The sequence below is a fragment of the Sphingomonas qomolangmaensis genome (assembly GCF_024496245.1).
Lineage (GTDB): Bacteria > Pseudomonadota > Alphaproteobacteria > Sphingomonadales > Sphingomonadaceae > Sphingomonas > Sphingomonas qomolangmaensis.
Genome location: NZ_CP101740.1, coordinates 1,807,087 through 1,828,342, shown reverse-complemented (window position 1 = coordinate 1,828,342; position 21,256 = coordinate 1,807,087). Strand labels below are relative to the sequence as shown.

The window sequence follows — 21,256 nt, the reverse complement described above, 5'->3', positions numbered from 1 at the left end:
GTCGACAAGGGTGCGATGCTGCTTCGCCCCGCCTCGACCATCGCCTTGCAGGTGTTGCGTGGTGCCGCGTCGCTCGCGCTGCCGCCGCGATGTCCTGCCTGCGGCGCGGTGACCGCCGACGATCACCGCTTCTGCGTCGATTGCTGGGATACGCTGCGCTTCCTGGGTCCGCCCTGGTGCGCGGGCTGCGCGCTGCCGTTCGAGCATGATCGCGGCGAGGGGGCGATGTGCGGCGTGTGCCTCGCCGATCCGCCGCGCCACAGCGGGGTGCGCGCCGCGGTCGCTTATGGCGAGGTCGCGCGGCGTACGGTGCTCAAGCTCAAATATGGCGGGCGGATCGGCTGCGCCGACACCGTCGCGCGGCTGATGCTGCGGCTGTTGCCCGACGACGCCGAACTGTTGGTGCCGGTGCCGCTGCATCGGCGGCGGCTATGGTCGCGGGGGTTCAACCAGGCGGGGCTGATCGCGGTTGCGCTGGGACGTGATCGCGGCGTCGCGGTGGTGCTCGATGCGCTGGTGCGGCGAAGGCCGACCCCGGTGCTCAAGGGCCTGAACCGCCGTGCCCGCGCCAAGGCGGTGGCGGGGGCGTTTGCAGTGCCCCCCGAACGCCGCGAGACGATCGCCCGACGGCACGTGGTGCTGATCGACGACGTCTATACCAGCGGCGCCACCACCGATGCCTGCACCGCGCAGCTCCTGCGCGCGGGTGCGGCGAGCGTCACCATCCTGTGCTGGGCGCGGGTCCTCCACGACGCCGACGATTGACAACCGCAGTCGCGCCCCACACCTGAAGCGCCATGGCAACGATCGAAATCTATACCAAGGCGTTCTGCCCCTATTGCACGCGCGCCAAGCGGTTGCTCGACGGCAAGGACGCGAGCTACACCGAACACGACATCACCATGGGCGGCCCACGCCGCGCCGAGATGATCGAGCGGGCGCAGGGGCGTACCACGGTGCCGCAGGTGTTCATCGAAGGGCAGCATATCGGCGGGTCGGACGATCTGGCGGCGCTCGACCGCGAGGGCGGCCTGGATTCGCTGCTCGCCAAGTGAGCGCGCGGGCGTGAAGGTCGCGCTGCTCCAGATGACCGCGGGGACCGATCCTGCGGCTAATGCAGCGACGCTGGTGGCGGCGGTGCGCGACGCCGCCGGTGCGGGTGCGGCGATGCTCTTCACCCCCGAAATGTCGGGGCTGCTCGATCGCGACCGCGAGCGCGCGAAGGCGAGCATCGTCGCCGAGCGCGAGGATGGCGTGCTGGTGGCGGTGCGCGAGGCAGCGCGCGCGAACGCGATATGGGTGCATCTGGGATCGCTCGCGATCCTGCGCGACGACGGACGCTACGCCAATCGCGGCTTCGTGATCGATCCCGAGGGGGTCATCCGCGCGCGCTACGACAAGCTGCATTTGTTCGACGTTGATCTGCCGAGCGGCGAGCGCTGGCGCGAATCGGCGGCCTACGCCGCGGGCGAGGCGGCGGTGCTGGTCGACACCCCTGCGGGGCGGCTGGGCCCCACGATCTGCTACGACCTGCGCTTCCCCGATCTCTATCGCGCGCTCAGCGACGCCGGCGCGACCTTGTTCTCGGTGCCCGCAGCTTTCACGCGGCCGACCGGCGCGGCGCATTGGCACGTGTTGCTGCGCGCGCGCGCGATCGAGGCGGGGGCGTTCGTCGTCGCGGCAGCGCAATGCGGCGAGCATGCCGATGGCCGCGCGACCTATGGCCATTCGCTGGTGATCGACCCCTGGGGCGAAGTGCTGCTCGACATGGGCGACGCGCCGGGGCTGGGGTTTGCCGAGATCGATCCGGCACGGGTCGCCGTCGTCCGCGCCGAGGTCGCAGCGCTGCGCCATCGCCGGCCGATCCCGAAGGTGACGCTGGCGCCATGATCGTCTTTGACCTTCGCTGCCCGGCGGCCCATGTGTTCGAGGCATGGTTCGGCAGCTCGGCCGCCTATGCCGACCAGCGCGAGCGGGGGTTGATCGCCTGCCCGATCTGCGGCGATACCGACATCCAGAAGGCGCTGATGGCGCCCAATATCGGCGCCAAGGGTAATCGCGCCGTGGCGCCGCCGCCCAAACCCGCCGGCGATGCGCCGACCCCGGAAGCGATCAAGGCGGCAATCGCTACGGTCGCTGCGGCGCAGGCAAAAATGCTCGAGCAATCGGCCTGGGTCGGCCGGTCCTTTCCCGATCGCGCGCGCGCGATGCATCTGGGCGAAGAGAAGGTCGCGCCGATCCACGGCCAGGCAACGCTCGCCGAGGCGCGCGCTTTGGTCGACGAAGGCGTCGCGATCGCCCCGCTGCCGTTCCCCGTGGTACCCCCCAGCGCGCAGAATTGAATCGCGCGGCTGGTCGCGGGGCGTGGAGGGGTTCGGGATTGTCGGTCGCCGACGGTGCGACTAAACGCCGTGCGACGCACCCGTAGCTCAGCAGGATAGAGCGGTCGCCTCCTAAGCGACAGGCCACTGGTTCGAATCCAGTCGGGTGCACCAGAAATGTTTCAGCCTGCGGTAGCTGATCGTTGCCGAAAAGCCTTCGTTGCACGGCTCCTCTAACGCGTGATGTGGCCTTGACTAGTTGGAGAATGTTGCTCAAATGTTCTCGCCCAGCGGGAGCGAGGCGACATGATCGATATCAATGGTCCAGACCAGCGGCGAACAATTTCGGTATGGCTCCGAACCGGTCGGCTACCAGCCTTTCCGACTGATGGGATCGAACTGAAGTTCAATCCCTATCACGACCCGCGTAACGGGCAGTTCACCTTTGCTCCTGGGGGGCCGCGCTCGTTGAGCCGCGTCATCATCTCGCATCGTCGATCGCGAGCGTTTGCAGCGGACAATGCAGGTGCGGCGCGGTCGCCCGAATTGCCAATTGACCCACCGCGCAAGCCGCAGACGACTAGCCTACAACCAATCGTCGTTTCCGACGCGGTGTATCGACCGGGCGACACCGATCCTGACCTCCAGCAAATATCGTCGCGGCCTCCTCGCGCGGGACGCGGCAGCAATAGTCGAGCGTTCGAGGATCCGATGTTGTTAGAGCAAACGTTCCCAGGGTTGCGCAATGCGCCCGGCGGGGCAATGCTCTCGGTCGCGGATCATATCTTCGACCTTACCGGTCCTGCCCGGGCCACAACCGCCGCACTGACCCAGGCCCGCACCCGCGTGTTGATCGAGCAGATCGGGGCGATCGACCCGAACTACCGCTTCCAGTCGCTGGGTGTCCCCCAAACGCTGCAAGGGCAGGTCAATCAAGTCGATGGGCTGCGTTTCGATCGCGCGGCGGCTTTCGTTCGCACGAAGGGAGAGCTTCGCCCGATGCAGGTGGAGACGCTGCGCTTCATGCAACAACGCGCTGATCTGGCCTATGCTCGCGGTGTTAAACTATTGAATGCCAGGTTGCTACCGATCCGATTGTCATCGCAGGAGGCGCTCGGCAACTATATCGATCGTGAAGTCCGAAAGGACCTTCGTAGGCGATATGCGCAAGCCGGTATCGATTCGGGTGGGGCAGGGCCGATTAGAGTGAACAGGCGTGAAAACGACAGCTCGGGATCTGACGCAACCTTCAGGCGACCGGACGCCCGAGTAGGGGCGGTGGCCTATGACGTGACGCTGACGCGCAAAACAATCCAAACAGGTCAAGTCCGCGGCTTCTTCGCTACCGACTTCCAGCCGACGCAGGTCATCATCGTACGCCCAAGGCAGCTTGGGCCGGACAATAGCTACATTATTACCCGACCGGAGGCGAAAAGATGAGCGAGATTTTCAGAAGCTCCTATACTAACCCCGACCCCTATTGTTATATTCCGGCGTCGTTGAGCGAGATCTACGATATGCTGGCCTCGCTGGCGGGCGGCGCACCGACGTTTGTCGATCCGATGTTTCCCGAGCGAAACATCGACACCGAGTTTGAAATACTGCGCAGAGCGCTGGATATCGTTCGCGGCAAGCTTGGCGACGAGGGGCACGCGGCGGCGCTCGACCTTGCGGCGCGTGCCAAGGCGCTGTTTCTCGACGATCCTGCCGAGGACAATGGCAAGACGAGCGAGGGCATCAAGCTGATCTTCGAGATCGAGGACATCATCCAGTCGGTGAGAAATCGCCGGACCAAGGCGGGGATCAAGGACGAAGAAGGGCGGGTCAGCGGCGACTGACGCTGGCCCTCCTCTGCTCCTGGCAGCCGGCTGCAACCCGCTAACGGCTATTCGCGCCAGCTTTTGTCGTGTCGATCGACCAGCCGCACCATTGCGGCGAAGTCGGCGGCGCCCGGACCGCCGGGGGGCTGCACCTTGAACAGGTCGCGCTGGTGCGTCGCGACGACTTCGGGCGATACTTCGAGCGCGGTGCCCATGCTGGCGGTCGCGATCTGGATTTCGCAAGCGCGCTGGAGCGACCAATGTTTGATGAAGGCTTCGGGCAGCGTGCGACCCATCACCAGGATGCCGTGGTTCTTGAGGAACATCACCCGCTTGTCGCCCAGATTGGCGACCAGCCGCGCGCCCTCTTCGCTGCGCACCGTGACGCCTTCGAAATCATGGTATGCGATCTGCCCGACGAAATTGCAGGCGTAGAAGTTGGCGGGGCGTAGTCCGCCCTCGACCGAACTGACCGCCATGCCCGCGGTGGTGTGGGTGTGCATGATGCAATGTGCGTCGGGCAGGTTGCGGTGGAACACCGCATGCTGGGTGAAGCCCGCCAGGTTGACGGGGTAGGGCGATCCGTCGAGCTTGTTGCCGTCGAGGTCGATCTTGACGAGGTTCGACGCCTTCACTTCGCTGAAATGCAGGCCGAAGGGGTTGATCAGGAACGCGCCTTCTTCGCCGGGCACCTTCAGCGTGATGTGGTTGTAGATCATCTCGGACCAGCCGAGCATGTCGAACACGCGGTAGCAGGCGGCGAGCTGCTGGCGCGCCTCCCATTCGGCTTCGCTCATCTTCGTCGTCTGCGCTGTCGGCGTCTGGATCGCGGCGGTCGCCATGGCATCCTCCCGGGGGCTGTTTCGGGTTACGGGTATGCCATCGATGGTCAGCGAAAGCGATAGGGGACGACCTGGCGGACATTGGGGTCGATCTCGATGATCGAGGCCGCGGGGGGGAAGGCGCGCTGGTCGCAGGCGATGCGCGGGCAGATGCGGCACGAGCTGCCGATCGGCGTGGCGGGGCCGTCGGCGCGCAATTCATCGGCATAGACGAACTCGGCGGCGTGCTGCGCCTCGCATCCCAAGGTCACCGCATAGCGGCGCGGGGTGCGGGTGAAGCTGCCCGATGCCTTCACCAACCCCTTGGCCATGGTGACATAGCGAACGCCATCGGGGGTTTCGGCGAGCTGGACGAGGATACGATCGGGGATCGCGACGGCTTCATGGACCAGCCAAAGCGGGCAGGCGCCGCCATATTGCGCGAATTGCAGCGGGGTGGCCGAATGTCGCTTAGTGATGTTGCCCGCCATGTCGACGCGGCAGAAAAAGACCGGGATTCCTGCCGCGCCGGGGCGCTGGAGCGTCGAGAGGCGGTGGCAAGCCTGTTCGAAGCTGACCCCGAAGCGCTGGCGCAGGCCGTCGACATCGTGGCGAAGCTCGCGCGCGGCGTCGCGATAGGCGGTGTAGGGCATCAGCAGCGCGCCCGCGGCGTAATTGGCGAGCCCCACCGAAAGCAAGGCGCTGGCGGCGTCGACCAGCCCCGATCGCGCCACGGTGACGTCGATTTCGTTGGCGAACTCGAGCCGAACGAGCTGGTGCGCGAGCTGGAAATGGGTGCTTTCGGGGGGCAGGTTGCGATCGATCCGCAGCGTACGGCGGACGGGGTCGAAGGCGCGCAGCGGCGCGGTCTGCTCGCCGGTGCCGGGTTCGATCGTCACGCGGTGGCGCAGCTGCAGCCGGTCGATCATCGCGCGGACGGGGTCCGCCCCCGCGGGCAGCGCGGCAGCGAGCGCCTCGGCGGCGCGGTCGATCGGATCGATGTAATTATTGGCATGGTGGAACCAGTCGCGGACCTCTTCCCAGGGCTGGCGGCCGGAGGTTTCGCCGCCGCTGTCGAATCGGTCGTCGAGTGCGCGAACCTGTTGCTGCACCCGCAGATAGGCGTCGTGCAGCGCGACGAGCCGGCGGGCGAGTTGCGGTTGTTGGCGAAGCGCGCGGTGGACGGCGGCCTCTTCGACCGGAGCTCCCGAAACGCTGGGGTCGCGCGCCGCGGCGATGGCGGCGGTGAGCAGGCCGGCATCTTCGCCCACTTCGGCCCAGTCATTGGGGAAAGCGCGCCCCAATGCCGCGAGCGTCAATTCGGTGAGCGGGCGATCGCCGTTCTCGATCTGCGAGAGATAGCTGGTCGAGATGCCGAGGCGGGCAGCGGTTTCGGCCTGCGACAGCGCGAGGCGTTGGCGAAGCGTGCGAACGTTCGATCCGGCGAACAGGCGGCGGCGGGGGGCGGTCACTGCCTCCCTCGAGCGCGGGACGTGTGGGTCATGCGGTGATTGGTAGTTTGCAAAGTGTTTCGCCGCAACTTCGCAACATCGCATTTGCCTTTCTTTCGCTTGGCTGAGAAGGGGATGGCCAACGCAACGGAGTGATCGCCTGCATGTCGTCGACGATGCTCGAACTGGAAAAGCGGCGCGAAGCCGCGCGGGCAGGCGTCGGTCAGAAGCGGATCGACGCGCAGCACGCCAAGGGGAAGCTGACCGCGCGCGAGCGGCTCGATGTATTGCTCGACCACGGATCGTTCGAAGAACTCGACATGTATGTCGAGCATAACTGCGTCGATTTCGGGATGGAGGAGCAGATCATCCCCGGCGACGGCGTCGTCACCGGATCGGGCACGATCAACGGCCGTCTGGTCTTCGTGTTCAGCCAGGACTTTACCGTTTTCGGCGGATCACTGTCCGAACGCCACGCGCAGAAGATCTGCAAGATCATGGACATGGCCCTCAAGGTCGGCGCGCCGGTGATCGGGCTCAACGATTCGGGCGGCGCGCGCATCCAGGAGGGTGTCGCATCGCTCGGCGGCTATGCCGAAGTCTTCCAGCGCAACGTATTGGCTTCCGGCGTCGTCCCGCAGCTCAGCCTCATCATGGGGCCGTGTGCAGGCGGCGCGGTTTATTCTCCAGCTATGACGGACTTCATCTTCATGGTGAAGGATTCGTCGTATATGTTCGTCACCGGCCCAGATGTAGTGAAGACCGTTACAAACGAGATCGTCACGCAGGAGGAACTGGGTGGAGCGGTGACGCATACCACGAAGTCGGGGGTCGCAGATGTCGCCTTCGAAAATGACATCGAGGCGCTGCTCGCAGCCCGCGACTTCGTGGATTTCCTTCCCGCCTCGAACCGCGCCGCGGTGCCCGAGCGTTCGAGCGACGACCCATGGGACCGGATCGAGCCCAGCCTCGACACGCTGATCCCGCCCAGCGCCAACATGCCCTATGACATGCACGAGTTGATCGCCAAGACGGTCGACGAGGGCGAGTTCTTCGAATTGCAGCCGAGCCATGCGGGCAACATCCTGATCGGCTTCGGCCGGATCGAGGGGCGCACGGTGGGGATCGTCGCCAACCAGCCGATGGTGCTGGCGGGCTGCCTCGACATCAATTCATCGAAGAAGGCGGCGCGGTTCGTGCGCTTCTGCGATGCGTTCGACATTCCGATCGTGACCTTCGTCGACGTCCCCGGCTTCCTGCCGGGCGTGGGGCAGGAGCATTCGGGGATCATCAAGCACGGCGCGAAATTGCTGTTCGCCTATGCCGAGGCGACGGTGCCCAAGATCACGGTGATCACGCGCAAGGCCTATGGCGGTGCCTATGACGTGATGGCGTCGAAGCATCTGCGCGGCGATCTGAACTATGCTTGGCCGACCGCCGAAATCGCGGTGATGGGGGCCAAGGGCGCGGTCGAGATCATCTTCCGGGGCAAAACGCCCGAGGAGATCGCCGAGCGGACGGCGGAATATGAGGCGCGCTTCGCCAACCCCTTCGTGGCGGCGAGCAAGGGCTTTATCGACGAGGTGATCCAGCCGCATTCGACGCGGCGTAGGGTGGCGCTGGGGCTACGCAAGCTGCGCGGCAAGCAGCTCGAGAACCCTTGGAAGAAGCATGACAATATTCCGTTGTGAATCCCCCTCCCGCTTGCGGGAGGGGTTAGGGGAGGGCGTGTTACTCGAAGCTGTTTCCCGCTGTTGCGGACAGTCCCTCCCCCGACCCCTCCTGCAAGCGGGATGGGAGAAGTGAAGCTCGGCCGTCTCAACCACGTTGGCGTCGCGACACCTTTGATCACCGACAGCATCGCCTTCTACCGCGACACCATGAGTGCGACCGCGATCGGCGAGCCGTTCGATCTGCCCGCGCAAGGGGTGAAGGTGTGCTTCGTCGATACGCCCAATACCCAGATCGAGTTGATCGAGCCGCTGGGCGAAGGCTCGCCGATCCACGGCTTCCTCGCCAAGCATCCGGGCGGCGGACAGCATCATCTGTGTTATGAGGTCGAGGATATCCTGATCGCCAAGACGTGGTTCGAGGGGCGCGGGGTGCGGGTGCTCGGCGAGCCGCGGATAGGCGCGCACGGGACGCTGGTCCTGTTCCTGCATCCCAAGGATACCGGCGGGGTGCTGACCGAATTGATGGAAGCGCCGCAGCACTGAACCTTCTCCCGCTTGCGGGAGAAGGATACCGAAGCTTGCCAGCTTGCTGGCTAGCGCAGGTTGGATGAGGGTGGTGCGGCGCTTGGCGCCGCGCGGTCGCAAGTGCGACCGCTCCACCCTCACCCAGCTCCGACTAGGGCCGCATGAAGAATGCGACCCAAGTCTTCGCAACCCTCTCCCGCCAGCGGGAGAGGGGAGAAGGGATCGAGCTTGCCCCACTACGAACACATCCTCACCGAGCGGCGCGGCGACGTGCTAGTCGTCAGGCTCAACCGACCCGACCGGCTGAACGCAGCCCCGCCCGCTATGTTCGACGAACTGCGCGCCGCGCTGGGCGATCTGGACGGCGCGCGCGCAGTGTTGATCGCGGGCGCGGGGCGGGGGTTCTGTTCGGGGGCCGATGTCGGCGGCGGCGCACTGGGCGCGGCGGACCCCGGCGCGGCGACCTTCGAAGCACTGACCGAGCATTATAATCCAGCATTGCTGGCGATCGCCGCGCTCGATGTGCCGGTGGTGAGCGCGGTGCGCGGGCCGGCGGCGGGGATCGGGTGCAGCCTGGCGCTGGCCGCTGATTTCTGTGTCGCGAGCGAGACCGCCTATTTCCTCCAGGCATTCGTCAATATCGGGCTGGTGCCCGATGGCGGCGCGTCGTGGATGCTGCCTCGGCTGATCGGGCGCGCGCGCGCGACCGAGATGATGCTGTTGGGCGAGCGGGTGGCGGCGGCCAAGGCGCACGATTGGGGAATGATCCACCGCGTCGTGGCCGACGACGCGCTCGATGCCGAGGCGTTTGCGCTCGCCGAGCGGCTGGCGGCGGGGCCGACGCGCGCACTGGGGCTGATGCGGCGGGGGATGCAGGCGGCGCTCGAGAGCGATTATGCCGGCGCGATGGTCCGCGAGGCCGAGAACCAGCGCGCGGCGCGCGGGACGCAGGATGCGATCGAGGGGGGGATGGCTTTTTTGCAGAAGCGCAAGCCGGTGTTTAAAGGCAATTAATCCCCTTCCCGCTTGGCGAGGGGGTTAGGGGAGGGCTTGTCCCACCCCTTGCGCTTTCCGCCTTAGACAGGCCCTCCCCCGACCCCTCCCGCAAGCGGGAGGGGGGAGATTGTAGAATGACCGACAAACCGACCCTCGCCGACTGGCAGAACCTCGCCGCCAAGGAATCGAAGGACCGCGACCTGCGCTGGCACACGCCCGAGGGCATCGCGGTCAAGCCCTTGTACACGCAGGAGGACGTCGCCGATCTCGACCCCGGCCTGCCGGGCTTCGCGCCGTTCACCCGCGGGGTGCGCGCGTCGATGTATGCCGGGCGGCCCTGGACGGTACGGCAATATGCGGGCTTTTCCACCGCCGAGGAATCGAACGCCTTCTACCGCCGCAACCTGGCGGCGGGGCAAAAGGGGCTGAGCGTCGCGTTCGATCTCGCCACCCATCGCGGCTATGACAGCGATCATCCGCGCGTGACGGGCGATGTCGGCAAGGCGGGCGTGGCGATCGACAGCGTCGAGGATATGAAGATCCTGTTCGACGGCATCCCGCTCGACAAGATGTCGGTCAGCATGACGATGAACGGCGCGGTAATCCCGATCCTGGCGTTTTTCATCGTCGCGGGCGAGGAACAGGGGGTGCCGCGCGAACAGCTCGACGGGACGATCCAGAACGACATCCTCAAGGAGTTCATGGTCCGCAACACCTATATCTACCCGCCCGAGCCCAGCATGCGGATCATCGCCGACATCATCGGCTATACCTCGGCGCACATGCCCAAGTTCAACAGCATCAGCATTTCGGGCTATCACATGCAGGAGGCGGGGGCGACGCAGGTGCAGGAGCTTGCCTTCACCATCGCCGACGGCCGCGAATATGCGCGCGCGGCGATGGCGGCGGGGCTCGACATCGACAAGTTCGCCGGGCGGCTGAGCTTCTTCTTCGCGATCGGCATGAACTTCTTCATGGAAGTCGCCAAACTGCGCGCCGCGCGGCTGCTATGGCACCGGGTGATGACCGAGCTGGGTGCCAAGGACGAGCGATCGAAGATGCTGCGCACGCATTGCCAGACATCGGGCGTGTCGTTGCAGGAACAGGACCCGTATAACAACGTGATCCGGACCACCGTCGAGGCGATGGCGGCGGCGTTCGGCGGAACGCAAAGCCTGCACACCAACGCGCTCGACGAAGCGATCGCGCTGCCGACCGACTTTTCGGCGCGGATCGCACGCAACACCCAGATCGTGCTGCAGGAAGAAACCGGCATCACCAAGGTCGTCGATCCGCTGGGCGGCAGCTATTATGTCGAGGCGCTGACGCAGGAAATCGCCGATCGCGCCTGGGAAATCGTTGAGCGGGTCGAGTGCGAGGGCGGGATGGCCAAGGCGGTCGATGCCGGCTGGCCCAAGGCGATGATCGAGGAAGCGAGCGCGGCGCGACAGGCGCGGGTCGATCGCGGCGAGGACGTGATCGTCGGGGTGAACAAATACCGGCTGAAGGACGAAGATCCGGTCGAAATCCTCGACATCGACAATCATGCGGTGCGTGCGGGTCAGGTGGCGCGGATCGAACGGATCAAGGCGACGCGCGACGAAGCTGCGTGCCGCGCGGCATTGGATGCGCTGCGCGAGGGCGCGGGGGGCGACGCCAACTTGCTCGCGCTCGCGGTCGAATGCGCCCGCGCCCGTGCGACTTTGGGCGAGATCAGCCAGGCGCTCGAGGATGTGTTCGGCCGCTATGGCACCACGCCGACGCCGGTGAGCGGCATCTATGGCGGGGCCTATGGCGACGATGTGCGCTGGTCGCGGCTGACCGACGGCGTCGCCGCGACCGAGCGGCGGCTGGGGCGCAAGCCGCGGATGCTGGTCGCGAAGATGGGGCAGGACGGCCATGATCGCGGGGCCAATCTGGTGTCGAGCATGTTCGGCGATCTGGGGTTCGAGATCGTCCCCGGTGCGCTGTTCCAGACCCCCGAGGAGGTCGCCAGGCTGGCGATCGAGCAGGGCGTCGATGTCGTCGGCGCATCGAGCCTGGCGGCGGGACACAAGACCTTGGTGCCCGAACTCATCGGCCATCTGCGCGACGCCGGGCATGGCGACATCAAGGTGATCGCGGGCGGCGTCATCCCTGCGCAAGACTATGACTTCCTGCGCCAGGCGGGCGTCCAGGCGATCTTCGGTCCCGGCACCAATTTGATCGAGGCGGCGGGCGAAGTGCTGCGGCTGCTGGGGCACAACATGGCCCCCGCCGAGGACGCCGCGTGAGCCTTGGCTTTTCAGTCGAGACGTTGATGCCGCGCGCGCGCGGTGGCGGCGCGCTGCGGATGGGGCTGGTGCCGATCGCCGATGATCGTTGGCTGCAACCCGCGCCCGACCTCGCCGCGCGCGCCGCGGCGTTCGACAGCGACGATTGCGTGGCGGTGTTGCCCGAAGCCGAGGCTGCGGCGCGCGAGACCGCGGCGCTGCTCGGGGTCGCGGGCGGGCTGGGCGAGGCGGCGCGCGCGGTGTGGGAGGATCTATGCCTCGTCACAAGCGACGCCGATCGCGGCTATCGGCTGACCGGCGGCGCGGTGGCGTTCCCCACCGATTGGCGATTGCACCAGAAGCTCGGCCAGTCGCTGGCGCAGGTGCACGCGCCGATCCATGGCTATGCCGAGCAATTGTCGAAGGGGGTCGATCACTTCGTCGCGACGCTGCCCGCAGGGGCGATCTATGGCCGCGCGAATTGGTTCGTCGTGCCGACCGCGGCGTGGCGCTATCTGCCCCAGGACGATCCTGCGCAGCGTTTTGCGCATGTCACCACCGCCAATGCCGGCGATACGCTGTTCGTGCGCTGCGAGCGCCAGACGCTGCGCCGGCTGCCCGAAACCGGCGCAGTGCTGTTCACCATCGGCATCCACGTCGCGCCGCTGCACGCGTTAAGCGACGGCGTGGTGCACCGCGTCGCCGATGCGGTGGCGCAGACCGGCAGCGGCGAGCATGCGCGGCGCGCCGCGCCCTTTTACGCCGAAGCGCTGGCGGGCTATGCCGCCGCGCGACGCGACGAGCTTGTGGAGACGATCGAGTGATGACCCTTATTGCCGATGCAGGCACCCGCAACGATTGGACGCGCGAGGAGATTGCGGCGCTGTTCGACCTGCCCTTCACCGAACTGGTGTTTCGCGCTGCCGAGGTGCATCGCGCCAACCACGCCCCCGACCGGGTGCAGCGATCGACCTTGCTCTCGATCAAGACCGGCGGCTGCCCCGAGGATTGTGGCTATTGCAACCAGGCCGCGGGCGCCGATACCGGGCTGAAGGCATCGAAGCTGATGGATGTCCGCGCGGTGCTGCAATCGGCGGCGCAGGCAAAGGATAATGGCTCGACTCGCTTCTGCATGGGTGCGGCCTGGCGCAACCCCAAGGATCGCGACATGCCCGCGATCGTCGAGATGGTGCGCGGCGTTCGCCAGATGGGGATGGAAACCTGCATGACTTTGGGCATGCTCACCCCAGCGCAGGCGCAGATGCTCGGCGAGGCCGGGCTCGATTATTACAACCACAATATCGACACTTCGCCGGAGCATTACGAGAAGGTCATCACCACGCGGACCTTCGCCGATCGGCTCGATACGCTGGAGCAAGTGCGCGCTGCGGGGATCAACGTGTGTTCGGGCGGGATCGTCGGCTTGGGCGAGACGCGCGCCGATCGCGTCGGCTTCGTCCATGCGCTGGCGACGTTGCCCCGGCATCCCGAAAGCGTGCCGGTGAACGCACTGGTGCCGGTGAAGGGCACGCCGCTGGGCGACATGCTCGCCGACACGCCGATGGCGAAGATCGACGATATCGAATTCGTGCGGACGGTGGCGGTCGCGCGGATCACGATGCCCGAAAGCATGGTGCGGCTGAGTGCTGGTCGCGAGAGCATGAGCGAGGCGACGCAGGCCTTGTGCTTCCTGGCCGGGGCGAACTCGATCTTCACCGGCGACCGGTTGCTGACGACGGGCAATGCCGGCGACGACGCCGACAGCGCGCTGTTCGCCAAGCTGGGGCTGCAACCGATGGAGGCCGCCGCGCCTGCGCAGCTTGAGGCGGCAGGGGCGTGATGCTCGCTGTGCCGCTGGTAATCGTCGCGATGACCCACCCTCGTCACCCCGGACTTGTTCCGGGGTCCACGCTTCCACCTGCGGCGGCTTCGCTGGGCGCACGGTGGACCCCGGAACAGGTTCGGGGTGACGTTCAAGATTGGTGCAACTGATGTTCAAGAAAATCCTGGTTGCCAATCGCGGCGAGATCGCTTGCCGCGTCATGCGGACGGCGAAGAAGATGGGGATCGCCACCGTCGCGGTCTATTCGGACGCCGATGCGCGCAGCCCGCACGTGCTGATGGCCGACGAGAGCGTCCGGCTGGGGCCGGCACCCGCTGGGGAGAGCTATCTCAAGGCCGAGCTGATCCTGCTGGCGGCCAAGGAGACCGGGGCGGACTGCATCCATCCGGGCTATGGCTTCCTGTCCGAGCGCGAGAGCTTCGCGCGCGCCTGCGCCGATGCGGGGATCGCGTTCGTCGGCCCGCCGCCGGAGGCGATCGCGGCGATGGGCGACAAGATCGAATCGAAGAAGCTGGCCAAGGCCGCGGGCGTCAACGTCGTTCCCGGCTTTCTGGGCGAGATCGCCGATACCGACCATGCGGTGCGGATCGCGGGTGAGATCGGCTATCCGGTGATGATGAAGGCGAGCGCGGGCGGCGGCGGCAAGGGGATGCGGCTGGCTTGGGGCGAACAGGACGTCCGCGACGGGTTCGAGGCGACCAAGCGCGAGGGGCTGGCGAGCTTCGGCGACGACCGCGTGTTCATCGAGAAATTCATCGAACAGCCGCGGCATATCGAAATCCAGCTGCTCGGCGACCAGCACGGCAGCATCGTCTATCTCGGCGAGCGCGAATGCTCGATCCAGCGGCGGCACCAGAAGGTGGTCGAGGAAGCGCCGTCGCCCTTCGTGACGCCCGAGATGCGCAAGCGGATGGGCGAGCAGGCGGTCGCGCTGGCGCGCGCGGTGGGCTATTATTCGGCGGGCACGGTCGAGCTGATCGTGTCGGGCGCCGACACGACGGGCGAGGGTTTCTACTTTCTCGAGATGAACACCCGGCTGCAGGTCGAGCATCCGGTGACCGAGGCGGTTACCGGGCTCGACCTAGTCGAGCAGATGATCCGCGTCGCGGCGGGCGAGCGGCTGGCATTCGGGCAGGACGAAGTGCAGCTCAACGGCTGGGCGATCGAGAACCGCGTCTATGCCGAGGATCCGTATCGCGGGTTTCTGCCGAGCACCGGGCGGCTGGTGCGCTATCGCGCGCCCGAGGCGGGGCCGGCCCCAGGCTCGTCACCCCAGCGAACGCTGGGGTCTCTCGCCGCATTCGATGCGCTTCGAACGGGCGAGACCCCAGCTTTCGCTGGGGTGACGGATGATGGCGAGGCGCAACCCTATATCCGCATCGACGACGGCGTCGCCGAGGGCGGCGAGGTTAGCATGTTCTACGACCCGATGATCGCCAAGCTGGTCACCTGGGCACCCACGCGCGACGGCGCCGCCGACCTGGCGGTCGCGGCGCTCGACCGGTTCGAGCTCGAGGGCGTCGGCAACAACATCGATTTCCTGTCGGCACTGATGCAGCATCCGCGCTTTCGCAGCGGCGCGCTGACGACGGGGTTCATCGCCGAGGAATTCCCCGACGGCTTCACCGGCGCCGATGCATCCGAAGCGATGATCCGCAAGCTGGCGGCGGTGGCGGCGGTGCTCGACATGGAGACCGCGTGGCGCAACGCCAGCATCTCGGACAAGCTCGACGATCGCTTCATCCCGCGCGAGGATCGTGCGGTGCTGATCGGCGAGCGGCGCTACGACGTGTCGATCGACGGCTATGATCGCGGGCTGCTGGTCAATCTCGATCCGCAGGAAAGCCCGCTCGACGTGGTGACCGGGTGGAAGCCCGGCCAGCGCCAGTTCGTCGCGACGATCGACGACGCAGCGATCACCGTCGGGGTAAAGCGCACCCGCACCGGCTGGCGGCTCAACGCGCATGGGCGCACGCATGTGGTGCGCGTGATGACGGTGCGCGCGGCCGATCTGGCGGCGCACATGATCGAGAAGGTGCCGCCCGACCTGTCGAAGTTCCTCCTGTGCCCGATGCCCGGGATGCTGAGCGCGCTCCATGTCGCCGAGGGTGATGCGGTCGAGGCCGGGCAGCCGCTGGCGACGGTCGAGGCGATGAAGATGGAGAATATTCTGCGCGCCGAGCGGCCGGGGGTGGTGGGCAAGATCCACTTCGCGCCGGGCGAGAGCATGGCGGTCGACGCGGCGATCCTCGACTTCGTTTGAGGGTCTGCACCCCCTAGCGTCCGTTCGTGCTGAGCTTGTCGAAGCACCGTTCTTTTGCCCCCCAGGCGGTGCGCATGTGGCAAGAAGGGCAGTGCTTCGACAAGCTCAGCACGAACGGTTGGGGTTTTGGGGTCAGTCGGGGATGATTGCCGCTGGTTTCGCCGCGCGATAGGACCGGTGGCATGATCCTTCGCGTTGCCACTTCGCTCGCGCTGCTTGCAGCCGCTCCCGTCCATGCCCAGACCGAGCCCGCGCCGCTGCCGCCGGTGCTGCCCTGGTCGGGGGCGAGTGAGGCGCTGGTGGCCGGGCCCGGCGCGCGTTGGATCACCCCGGCGGAGGTCGCCAGATTCGAGACCACCCCCGATTACGCCGCGACGCGCGCGTGGATCGAGCGGCTGGTCGCCGCTTCGCCGCTGCTGACGATCGAAAGTTTCGGCACGACCCCCGAGGGGCGCGACCTCTATTATGTCCGCGCGAGCAAGGGGCCGGGCAAGCCGGTGGTGCTGGCGCAGGCGGGGATCCATGCCGGCGAGATCGACGGCAAGGATGCCGGCATGATGCTGCTGCGCGACATCGCGTTCGGCGGCAAGGATGCGCTGCTCGACCAGGTCGATCTCGTCTTCGTGCCGATCTTCAACGCCGATGGGCATGAGCGCTCGTCGCCCTGGAGCCGCCCCAACCAGCGCGGCCCGCGCGAACAGGGTTGGCGCACCAACGCGCAGAACCTGAACCTCAACCGCGACTATCTCAAGGCCGACACCCCCGAGATGCGCGCGATGCTCGCGCTGATCCGGCGGATCGATCCCGCGCTGTACCTCGACCTGCACGTCACCGACGGCACCGATTACCAGTATGACATCACTTTTGATTTCAACGGCCTGTACGGGCGCTACGCCAACAGCGTCGCGATCGGGCGCTGGCTCGACGAGCGGCTGCGCCCGGCGTTCGATGCCGCGCTGACCGCGAACGGCCATGTGCCGGGAATCTATGTCGATGCGATCGACAATCGCGACCCCGCCAAGGGCATCGCGCACAATGCCGATGCAGCGCGCTTTTCGACCGGCTGGGGCGATCTGGCGCGCGTGCCGACGGTGCTGCTCGAGACGCATTCGCTCAAGCCCTATCGCCAGCGGGTGCTGGGCACCTATGTCTTCATCGAAACCGCGCTGCGGACGGTCAGCGCCGAACGCCAGACGCTGCAACGTGCGATCGCCGCCGATCGTGCCGCCCGCCCGCGCGAGGCAGTGCTGGGGTGGAAGCAGGCGTCCGCACCGATCTTTACGACGCAGTTCAAGGGCGTCGCGCACGATCGTTATCGCTCGGTCGCTTCGGGGCGCGACGAACTGCGCTGGTTGGGGCGGCCGGTGACGCTGACGATGCCCGTCATCGGCCAGGTGCCGGCGATCACCAACAAGCTGCCCAAGGCCTGGTGGGTGCCTGCCAGCGCGCCGCAGGTGATCGAGCGGCTGCGCGCGCAGGGGATCGCGTTCGAGACGATCGATACGCCGCGCAAGCTGCGGCTCGACATGGTGCGACTGAAGGATCCCAAGCTCGGTACCGCGATCGAAGGCCATGTGCCGCTGACCGCGGGGTTCGCGCACGAGACGCGGAGCGAGGCGATGCCCGCCGGATCGGTACGGGTGCGATCGGATCAGCCGCTGGGGCTGCTCGCCGCGGCGATGCTCGAGGCCGAGAGCGCTGATTCGCTGCTGGCGTGGAATTACTTCGCCGCTATCCTGACGCGGACCGAATATATCGAAGGCTATGCGGTCGCGCCGATGGCCGATGCGATGCTGGCGCGCGACCCCGCGCTCAAACGCGCGTTCGAGGCGAAGCTGGCCGCCGATCCCAAGTTCGCTGCGGATGCAAATGCGCGGCTGGCGTGGTTCTACGAACGCACGCCCTATTACGACGCGCGGTATCTGCTGTATCCGGTCGGCCGCGAGCTGTGACAATCGCGCCGCGAGCGGCGTAGGATAGCGGCGTGAACCCGATCGTCCTCACCCTTGTCGCGTTCGGCTTTGCCGTGCTGCTGTTCGCGGTGGCGGCGTGGGTCGAAGGGCGGCGCGAGGCGCTGGCGCAGCACCGCTTCCGGCATGTCGCTTATGCGATGTCGCTCGCGGTCTATTGCACCAGTTGGACGTTCTTCGGCGCGGTGGGCAGTGCGGCTGCCGAGGGCTGGTCGTATCTGCCGATCTATCTCGGGCCGATCCTGGTCTTCGCGCTCGCGCCGCGTTTCCTGCGCCGGCTGGTGGCGGCGGTGCAGGCCGAGGGGGCGACGACGATCTCGGACTTTATCGGCTCGCGCTTCGGCAAGAGCCGCGGGGTCGCGGCGCTGGTGACGGTGACCGCGGCGCTGGGGGTGATGCCCTATATCGCGCTCCAGCTGCGATCGGTGGGGATCGCGTTTTCGACGCTGAGCGGCGGCTCGGTCGCGGTAGTGATGGGCGTCACCGCCGTAGTGCTCGCGATGTTCGCGATGCTGTTCGGTACGCGCCGTTACGAAGCATCGGGCCGCAACGAAGGCGTCGTTTTCGCGACCGCGCTCGAATCCTTGGTGAAGCTGGCAGCGCTCGCCGCGGTCGCGGTCACCGCGACGGTGCTGCTACTCTCGGCGCCGCGCGAGGTTACCGCGGCGGGCGCGGCGGCGATCGCGCGCAACTTCTCGCCCGCGGGGGCCGGGGTCGAGGTCGTCCTCATCACCCTGCTGTCCATGGCGGCGATCCTGTGCCTGCCGCGCCAATTCTATGTCAGCGTGATCGAGGCGCATTCGCCCGACGACATCGTTCGCGCGCGCTGGCCTTTCGTCGGCTATCTGCTGGTGATGACCGCGATGGTGATGCCGATCACCTGGGCGGGGCTGGCGCTGTTGCCCCCCGGCGCGTCGCCCGATCTGTTCGTGCTGCAACTGCCACTGGCGATCGACTCGCAGGCGCTCGCGTTGGTCGCGTTCCTCGGCGGGTTTTCGGCGGCGACCGCTATGGTGGTGGTCGAGACGATCGCGCTGTCGACGATGGTGTCGAACGACCTGATCGCGCCGATCCTGCTGCGCTCGCCGCGGCTGTCGGGCGAGGCCAATCTGGGGCGGCTGCTGCTGTACGTCCGGCGGCTGTCGATCGTGCTGGTGATCGCCCTGGCCTTGCTGTGGGCGCGTTCGATTTCGGGCGAGCAGCGGCTGGCGGCGATCGGCCACATCGCCTTCGCCGCGATGGCGCAGATCGCGCCGCTGCTGCTGCTCGCGGTCGACGGGCGGATGCGCGATGCGCTGGCGGCCAAGGCGGGGCTCGCGGCGGGGCTGGTGCTGTGGCTGTGGACGCTGGCGCTGCCGCCGGTGCTGCCGCGCGCCTGGCTGAGCGCGCTGGCGGACACGCCGTTCGATCCGCGCCACCTGCTGGGGATCGGCGATGCCGGACCGCTGGTGCACGGCGTCGCGTGGAGCCTGGGCGCGAACCTGTTGCTGCTCGCGCTGGTCGCCGCGCGCAAGGCGCCCAAGCGCCCGCGCCTGTTCGCGCGCGCTGCGGTAGGCCAGGTCGAGGACATGGCGGCGCTCTCGGCCTTCGTCGCGCGCTTCGTCGGCGAAGGGCGCGCCGCCGAGACGCTGGGGCCGCCGCAGGCGCGGCCGATCGCGCGCGAGGATGCCAGGCGGGCCGAGCGGCTGGTCGCGGGCGTGGTCGGCGCGCCCTCGGCGCGTGCGCTGATGGCGTCGGCGCTGGCGGGCGAGCGGCTGGGGCATGAGGATGTCGCGCGGATGCTCGACGAAAGCGGGCAGAGCCTGCAATTTTCGAAGGGGCTGCTGGCGGCGACGCTCGAGCATATCTACCCCGGCGTCAGCGTGGTCGATGGCGAACAGCGGCTGGTGGCGTGGAATACGCGCTATCTCGAGCTGTTCGGCTATCCCGAGGGTCTGGTGCATGTCGGCGCGCCGGTCGCCGACCTGATCCGCTGGAACGCGATCCGCGGCGATTGCGGGCCGGGCGAGGTCGAGGCGCATGTCGCGCGGCGGCTGGGGCATCTGCAGCGCGGCGACGTGCACAGCTTCGAGCGCACCCGCCCCGATGGTCGCGTGCTCAAGACCGTGGGAGGTCCGATGCCCGGCGGCGGCTATGTGATGTGCTTTACCGACACCACCACCGAAGCACGCGCGCGCGCCGAGCTCGAGGCGCGGGTGACCGAGCGCACCGCCGAGCTGACCCGGCTCAACGAACAATTGGCGCTGGCGACGCGCGACAAGACGCGCTTCCTGGCGGCGGCAAGCCACGATCTGCTGCAGCCGCTCCACGCCGCACGGCTGTTCAGCGCGGCGCTCGGGCGCGAGACCGGCGCGCACCGGTTGGTCGAGCGGGTCGACAAGTCGATCGCCGCCGCCGAGCAATTGCTGCGCGCGCTGCTCGACATCTCCAAGCTCGACGCCGGCGGGATCGAGCCTGTGCCCGAGGCGATCGACGTTCGCCCGCTGCTGAGCGACGTGGTCGAGGGGTTTCGCCCGCTTGCCGCCGAAAAGGGGCTGCGGATCGCGCTCGGGGCGGGAACGGGGACGGTCGCGACCGATCCGGTGCTGCTGCGATCGATCCTGCAGAATTTCGTGTCGAACGCGATCCGCTACACCGATTCCGGCGGGTTGCTGGTGGGGGCAAGGCGGCGCGGGGGCGGAATCGCGATCGAGGTGATCGACACCGGCCACGGGATTCCCGACGACAAGCGCGCGGCGATCTTCCGCGAGTTCGAGCGGCTCGGGACCGGCGGCGAGGGCGGGATCGGCCTCGGCCTGGCGATCGTCGAGCGTACTGCGCGACTGCTCGGCGCCGAGGTGACGCTGCGCTCGCAGGTCGGGCGTGGGAGCGCGTTCGGGGTGGTGCTGCCGCGCTCGCAGGCGCAGCCGGTCGCGGCGACACCGCGCTTGCCCGCGGCGATCGGCGAACGGCGGCATGCGATCCTGGTGGTCGATGACGATCCCGACATTCTCGATGCGATGCGCGCGTTGCTCGAAGCCGATGGCCACCGCGTGGCGACCGCGCGCGATGCCACGAGCGCGGCGGTGGCGCTCAGCGAGGCGAGCCTGGCGCTGGTCGACTTTCACCTGGGCGACGGCCCCGACGGGCTGGCGACGATCGCCGCGCTCCGGCGGCTGCGGCCCGGGCTGCGCGCGGCGCTGGTGACCGCCGATGCCTCGGCGGTGACGTCGGCCAAGGCGCATGGCGTCGGCGTGACGGTGCTGGCGAAGCCGCTGGCGGCGGCGACGCTGGCGGGGTGGATCGCGGAAGGTGAAGGCGCGCGGGCGGCGGAGTGAGGGG

17 protein-coding genes and 1 tRNA gene are annotated in these 21,256 nt (G+C 67.5%); 16 read left to right on the top strand and 2 right to left on the bottom strand.

All coding sequences use genetic code 11. From position 1 onward, the window contains the following. Nucleotides 1-15: 15 nt before the first annotated feature. From NMP03_RS08555 to NMP03_RS08525, 7 genes are all read left to right on the top strand, one after another. The gene (locus NMP03_RS08555) at nucleotides 16-765 is read left to right on the top strand and encodes a ComF family protein (RefSeq protein ID WP_256504943.1); all 750 of its coding nucleotides are present in this window, start codon (nucleotides 16-18) and stop codon (nucleotides 763-765) included. A 32-nt stretch (nucleotides 766-797) separates the two neighbouring features. Continuing rightward, nucleotides 798-1,055, top strand: coding sequence for a glutaredoxin 3 (grxC, locus tag NMP03_RS08550; protein ID WP_256504941.1), 258 nt, complete (start codon nucleotides 798-800; stop codon nucleotides 1,053-1,055). Between the two features lie 10 nt (nucleotides 1,056-1,065). After that, the gene (locus NMP03_RS08545) at nucleotides 1,066-1,890 is read left to right on the top strand and encodes a carbon-nitrogen hydrolase family protein (RefSeq protein ID WP_256504939.1); all 825 of its coding nucleotides are present in this window, start codon (nucleotides 1,066-1,068) and stop codon (nucleotides 1,888-1,890) included. Continuing rightward, complete coding sequence (locus tag NMP03_RS08540; protein ID WP_256504938.1) at nucleotides 1,887-2,342, top strand: DUF1178 family protein; 456 nt, start codon at nucleotides 1,887-1,889, stop codon at nucleotides 2,340-2,342. Before NMP03_RS08545 ends, NMP03_RS08540 begins: the two co-directional genes overlap by 4 nt. A gap of 76 nt (nucleotides 2,343-2,418) precedes the next feature. Beyond that, nucleotides 2,419-2,495: transfer RNA gene (locus NMP03_RS08535), tRNA-Arg, on the top strand. A 132-nt stretch (nucleotides 2,496-2,627) separates the two neighbouring features. Further along, nucleotides 2,628-3,761 (top strand): hypothetical protein, encoded by a 1,134-nt coding sequence (locus NMP03_RS08530; protein WP_256504936.1) that lies wholly within the window; start codon nucleotides 2,628-2,630, stop codon nucleotides 3,759-3,761. Further along, nucleotides 3,758-4,159, top strand: coding sequence for a hypothetical protein (locus NMP03_RS08525; protein WP_256504933.1), 402 nt, complete (start codon nucleotides 3,758-3,760; stop codon nucleotides 4,157-4,159). Before NMP03_RS08530 ends, NMP03_RS08525 begins: the two co-directional genes overlap by 4 nt. Before the next feature lie 47 nt (nucleotides 4,160-4,206). Here the strand turns inward: NMP03_RS08525 and NMP03_RS08520 are convergent, their stop codons facing one another. After that, nucleotides 4,207-4,983, bottom strand: a complete 777-nt coding sequence (locus NMP03_RS08520; protein WP_256504931.1) for a class II aldolase/adducin family protein — start codon at nucleotides 4,981-4,983, stop codon at nucleotides 4,207-4,209. A gap of 47 nt (nucleotides 4,984-5,030) precedes the next feature. Beyond that, the gene (locus NMP03_RS08515; RefSeq protein WP_256504930.1) at nucleotides 5,031-6,434 is read right to left on the bottom strand and encodes a helix-turn-helix domain-containing protein; all 1,404 of its coding nucleotides are present in this window, start codon (nucleotides 6,432-6,434) and stop codon (nucleotides 5,031-5,033) included. 143 nt (nucleotides 6,435-6,577) lie between these two features. Here NMP03_RS08515 and NMP03_RS08510 point away from each other — a divergent pair, with 143 nt between their 5' ends. The 9 genes from NMP03_RS08510 to NMP03_RS08470 all read left to right on the top strand — a co-directional run bounded on the left by NMP03_RS08510 (nucleotide 6,578) and on the right by NMP03_RS08470 (nucleotide 21,252). After that, entirely contained in the window at nucleotides 6,578-8,104 is a 1,527-nt protein-coding gene (locus NMP03_RS08510; RefSeq protein ID WP_256504928.1) for an acyl-CoA carboxylase subunit beta, read from the top strand. Nucleotides 8,105-8,215: 111 nt separating this feature from the next. Beyond that, nucleotides 8,216-8,629, top strand: coding sequence for a methylmalonyl-CoA epimerase (mce, locus tag NMP03_RS08505; RefSeq protein WP_256504927.1), 414 nt, complete (start codon nucleotides 8,216-8,218; stop codon nucleotides 8,627-8,629). Between the two features lie 210 nt (nucleotides 8,630-8,839). Beyond that, complete coding sequence (locus tag NMP03_RS08500) at nucleotides 8,840-9,625, top strand: enoyl-CoA hydratase-related protein (protein ID WP_256504925.1); 786 nt, start codon at nucleotides 8,840-8,842, stop codon at nucleotides 9,623-9,625. Between the two features lie 116 nt (nucleotides 9,626-9,741). Further along, nucleotides 9,742-11,880 (top strand): methylmalonyl-CoA mutase, encoded by a 2,139-nt coding sequence (gene scpA / locus NMP03_RS08495; RefSeq protein ID WP_256504924.1) that lies wholly within the window; start codon nucleotides 9,742-9,744, stop codon nucleotides 11,878-11,880. Next, nucleotides 11,877-12,683 carry a heme-dependent oxidative N-demethylase subunit alpha family protein gene (locus NMP03_RS08490; protein ID WP_256504922.1) on the top strand — a complete coding sequence of 269 codons (807 nt, stop codon included), beginning with the start codon at nucleotides 11,877-11,879 and terminating at the stop codon, nucleotides 12,681-12,683. The genes scpA and NMP03_RS08490 overlap by 4 nt, the downstream gene beginning before the upstream one ends. Next, the gene (gene bioB / locus NMP03_RS08485) at nucleotides 12,683-13,699 is read left to right on the top strand and encodes a biotin synthase BioB (protein WP_256508068.1); all 1,017 of its coding nucleotides are present in this window, start codon (nucleotides 12,683-12,685) and stop codon (nucleotides 13,697-13,699) included. Before NMP03_RS08490 ends, bioB begins: the two co-directional genes overlap by 1 nt. 151 nt (nucleotides 13,700-13,850) lie before the next feature. Beyond that, nucleotides 13,851-15,965 (top strand): acetyl-CoA carboxylase biotin carboxylase subunit, encoded by a 2,115-nt coding sequence (locus NMP03_RS08480; protein WP_256504921.1) that lies wholly within the window; start codon nucleotides 13,851-13,853, stop codon nucleotides 15,963-15,965. A gap of 182 nt (nucleotides 15,966-16,147) precedes the next feature. Further along, on the top strand, nucleotides 16,148-17,917 hold the full coding sequence (locus NMP03_RS08475) for a M14 family metallopeptidase (protein ID WP_256504920.1): 1,770 nt from the start codon (nucleotides 16,148-16,150) through the stop codon (nucleotides 17,915-17,917). Nucleotides 17,918-17,949: 32 nt separating this feature from the next. Then, nucleotides 17,950-21,252: a PAS-domain containing protein gene (locus NMP03_RS08470; protein ID WP_256504919.1), complete on the top strand. Its 3,303-nt coding sequence runs from the start codon at nucleotides 17,950-17,952 to the stop codon at nucleotides 21,250-21,252. Nucleotides 21,253-21,256: the final 4 nt, after the last annotated feature.

Coding starts and splice junctions, on each gene's coding strand:
- NMP03_RS08555 (WP_256504943.1), top strand. CDS start 16: ATGCTGCTTCGCCCCGCCTCGACCATCGCCTTGCAGGTGTTGCGTGGT.
- grxC (WP_256504941.1), top strand. CDS start 798: ATGGCAACGATCGAAATCTATACCAAGGCGTTCTGCCCCTATTGCACG.
- NMP03_RS08540 (WP_256504938.1), top strand. CDS start 1,887: ATGATCGTCTTTGACCTTCGCTGCCCGGCGGCCCATGTGTTCGAGGCA.
- NMP03_RS08530 (WP_256504936.1), top strand. CDS start 2,628: ATGATCGATATCAATGGTCCAGACCAGCGGCGAACAATTTCGGTATGG.
- NMP03_RS08525 (WP_256504933.1), top strand. CDS start 3,758: ATGAGCGAGATTTTCAGAAGCTCCTATACTAACCCCGACCCCTATTGT.
- NMP03_RS08520 (WP_256504931.1), bottom strand. CDS start 4,983: ATGGCGACCGCCGCGATCCAGACGCCGACAGCGCAGACGACGAAGATG.
- NMP03_RS08510 (WP_256504928.1), top strand. CDS start 6,578: ATGTCGTCGACGATGCTCGAACTGGAAAAGCGGCGCGAAGCCGCGCGG.
- scpA (WP_256504924.1), top strand. CDS start 9,742: ATGACCGACAAACCGACCCTCGCCGACTGGCAGAACCTCGCCGCCAAG.
- bioB (WP_256508068.1), top strand. CDS start 12,683: ATGACCCTTATTGCCGATGCAGGCACCCGCAACGATTGGACGCGCGAG.
- NMP03_RS08480 (WP_256504921.1), top strand. CDS start 13,851: ATGTTCAAGAAAATCCTGGTTGCCAATCGCGGCGAGATCGCTTGCCGC.
- NMP03_RS08475 (WP_256504920.1), top strand. CDS start 16,148: ATGATCCTTCGCGTTGCCACTTCGCTCGCGCTGCTTGCAGCCGCTCCC.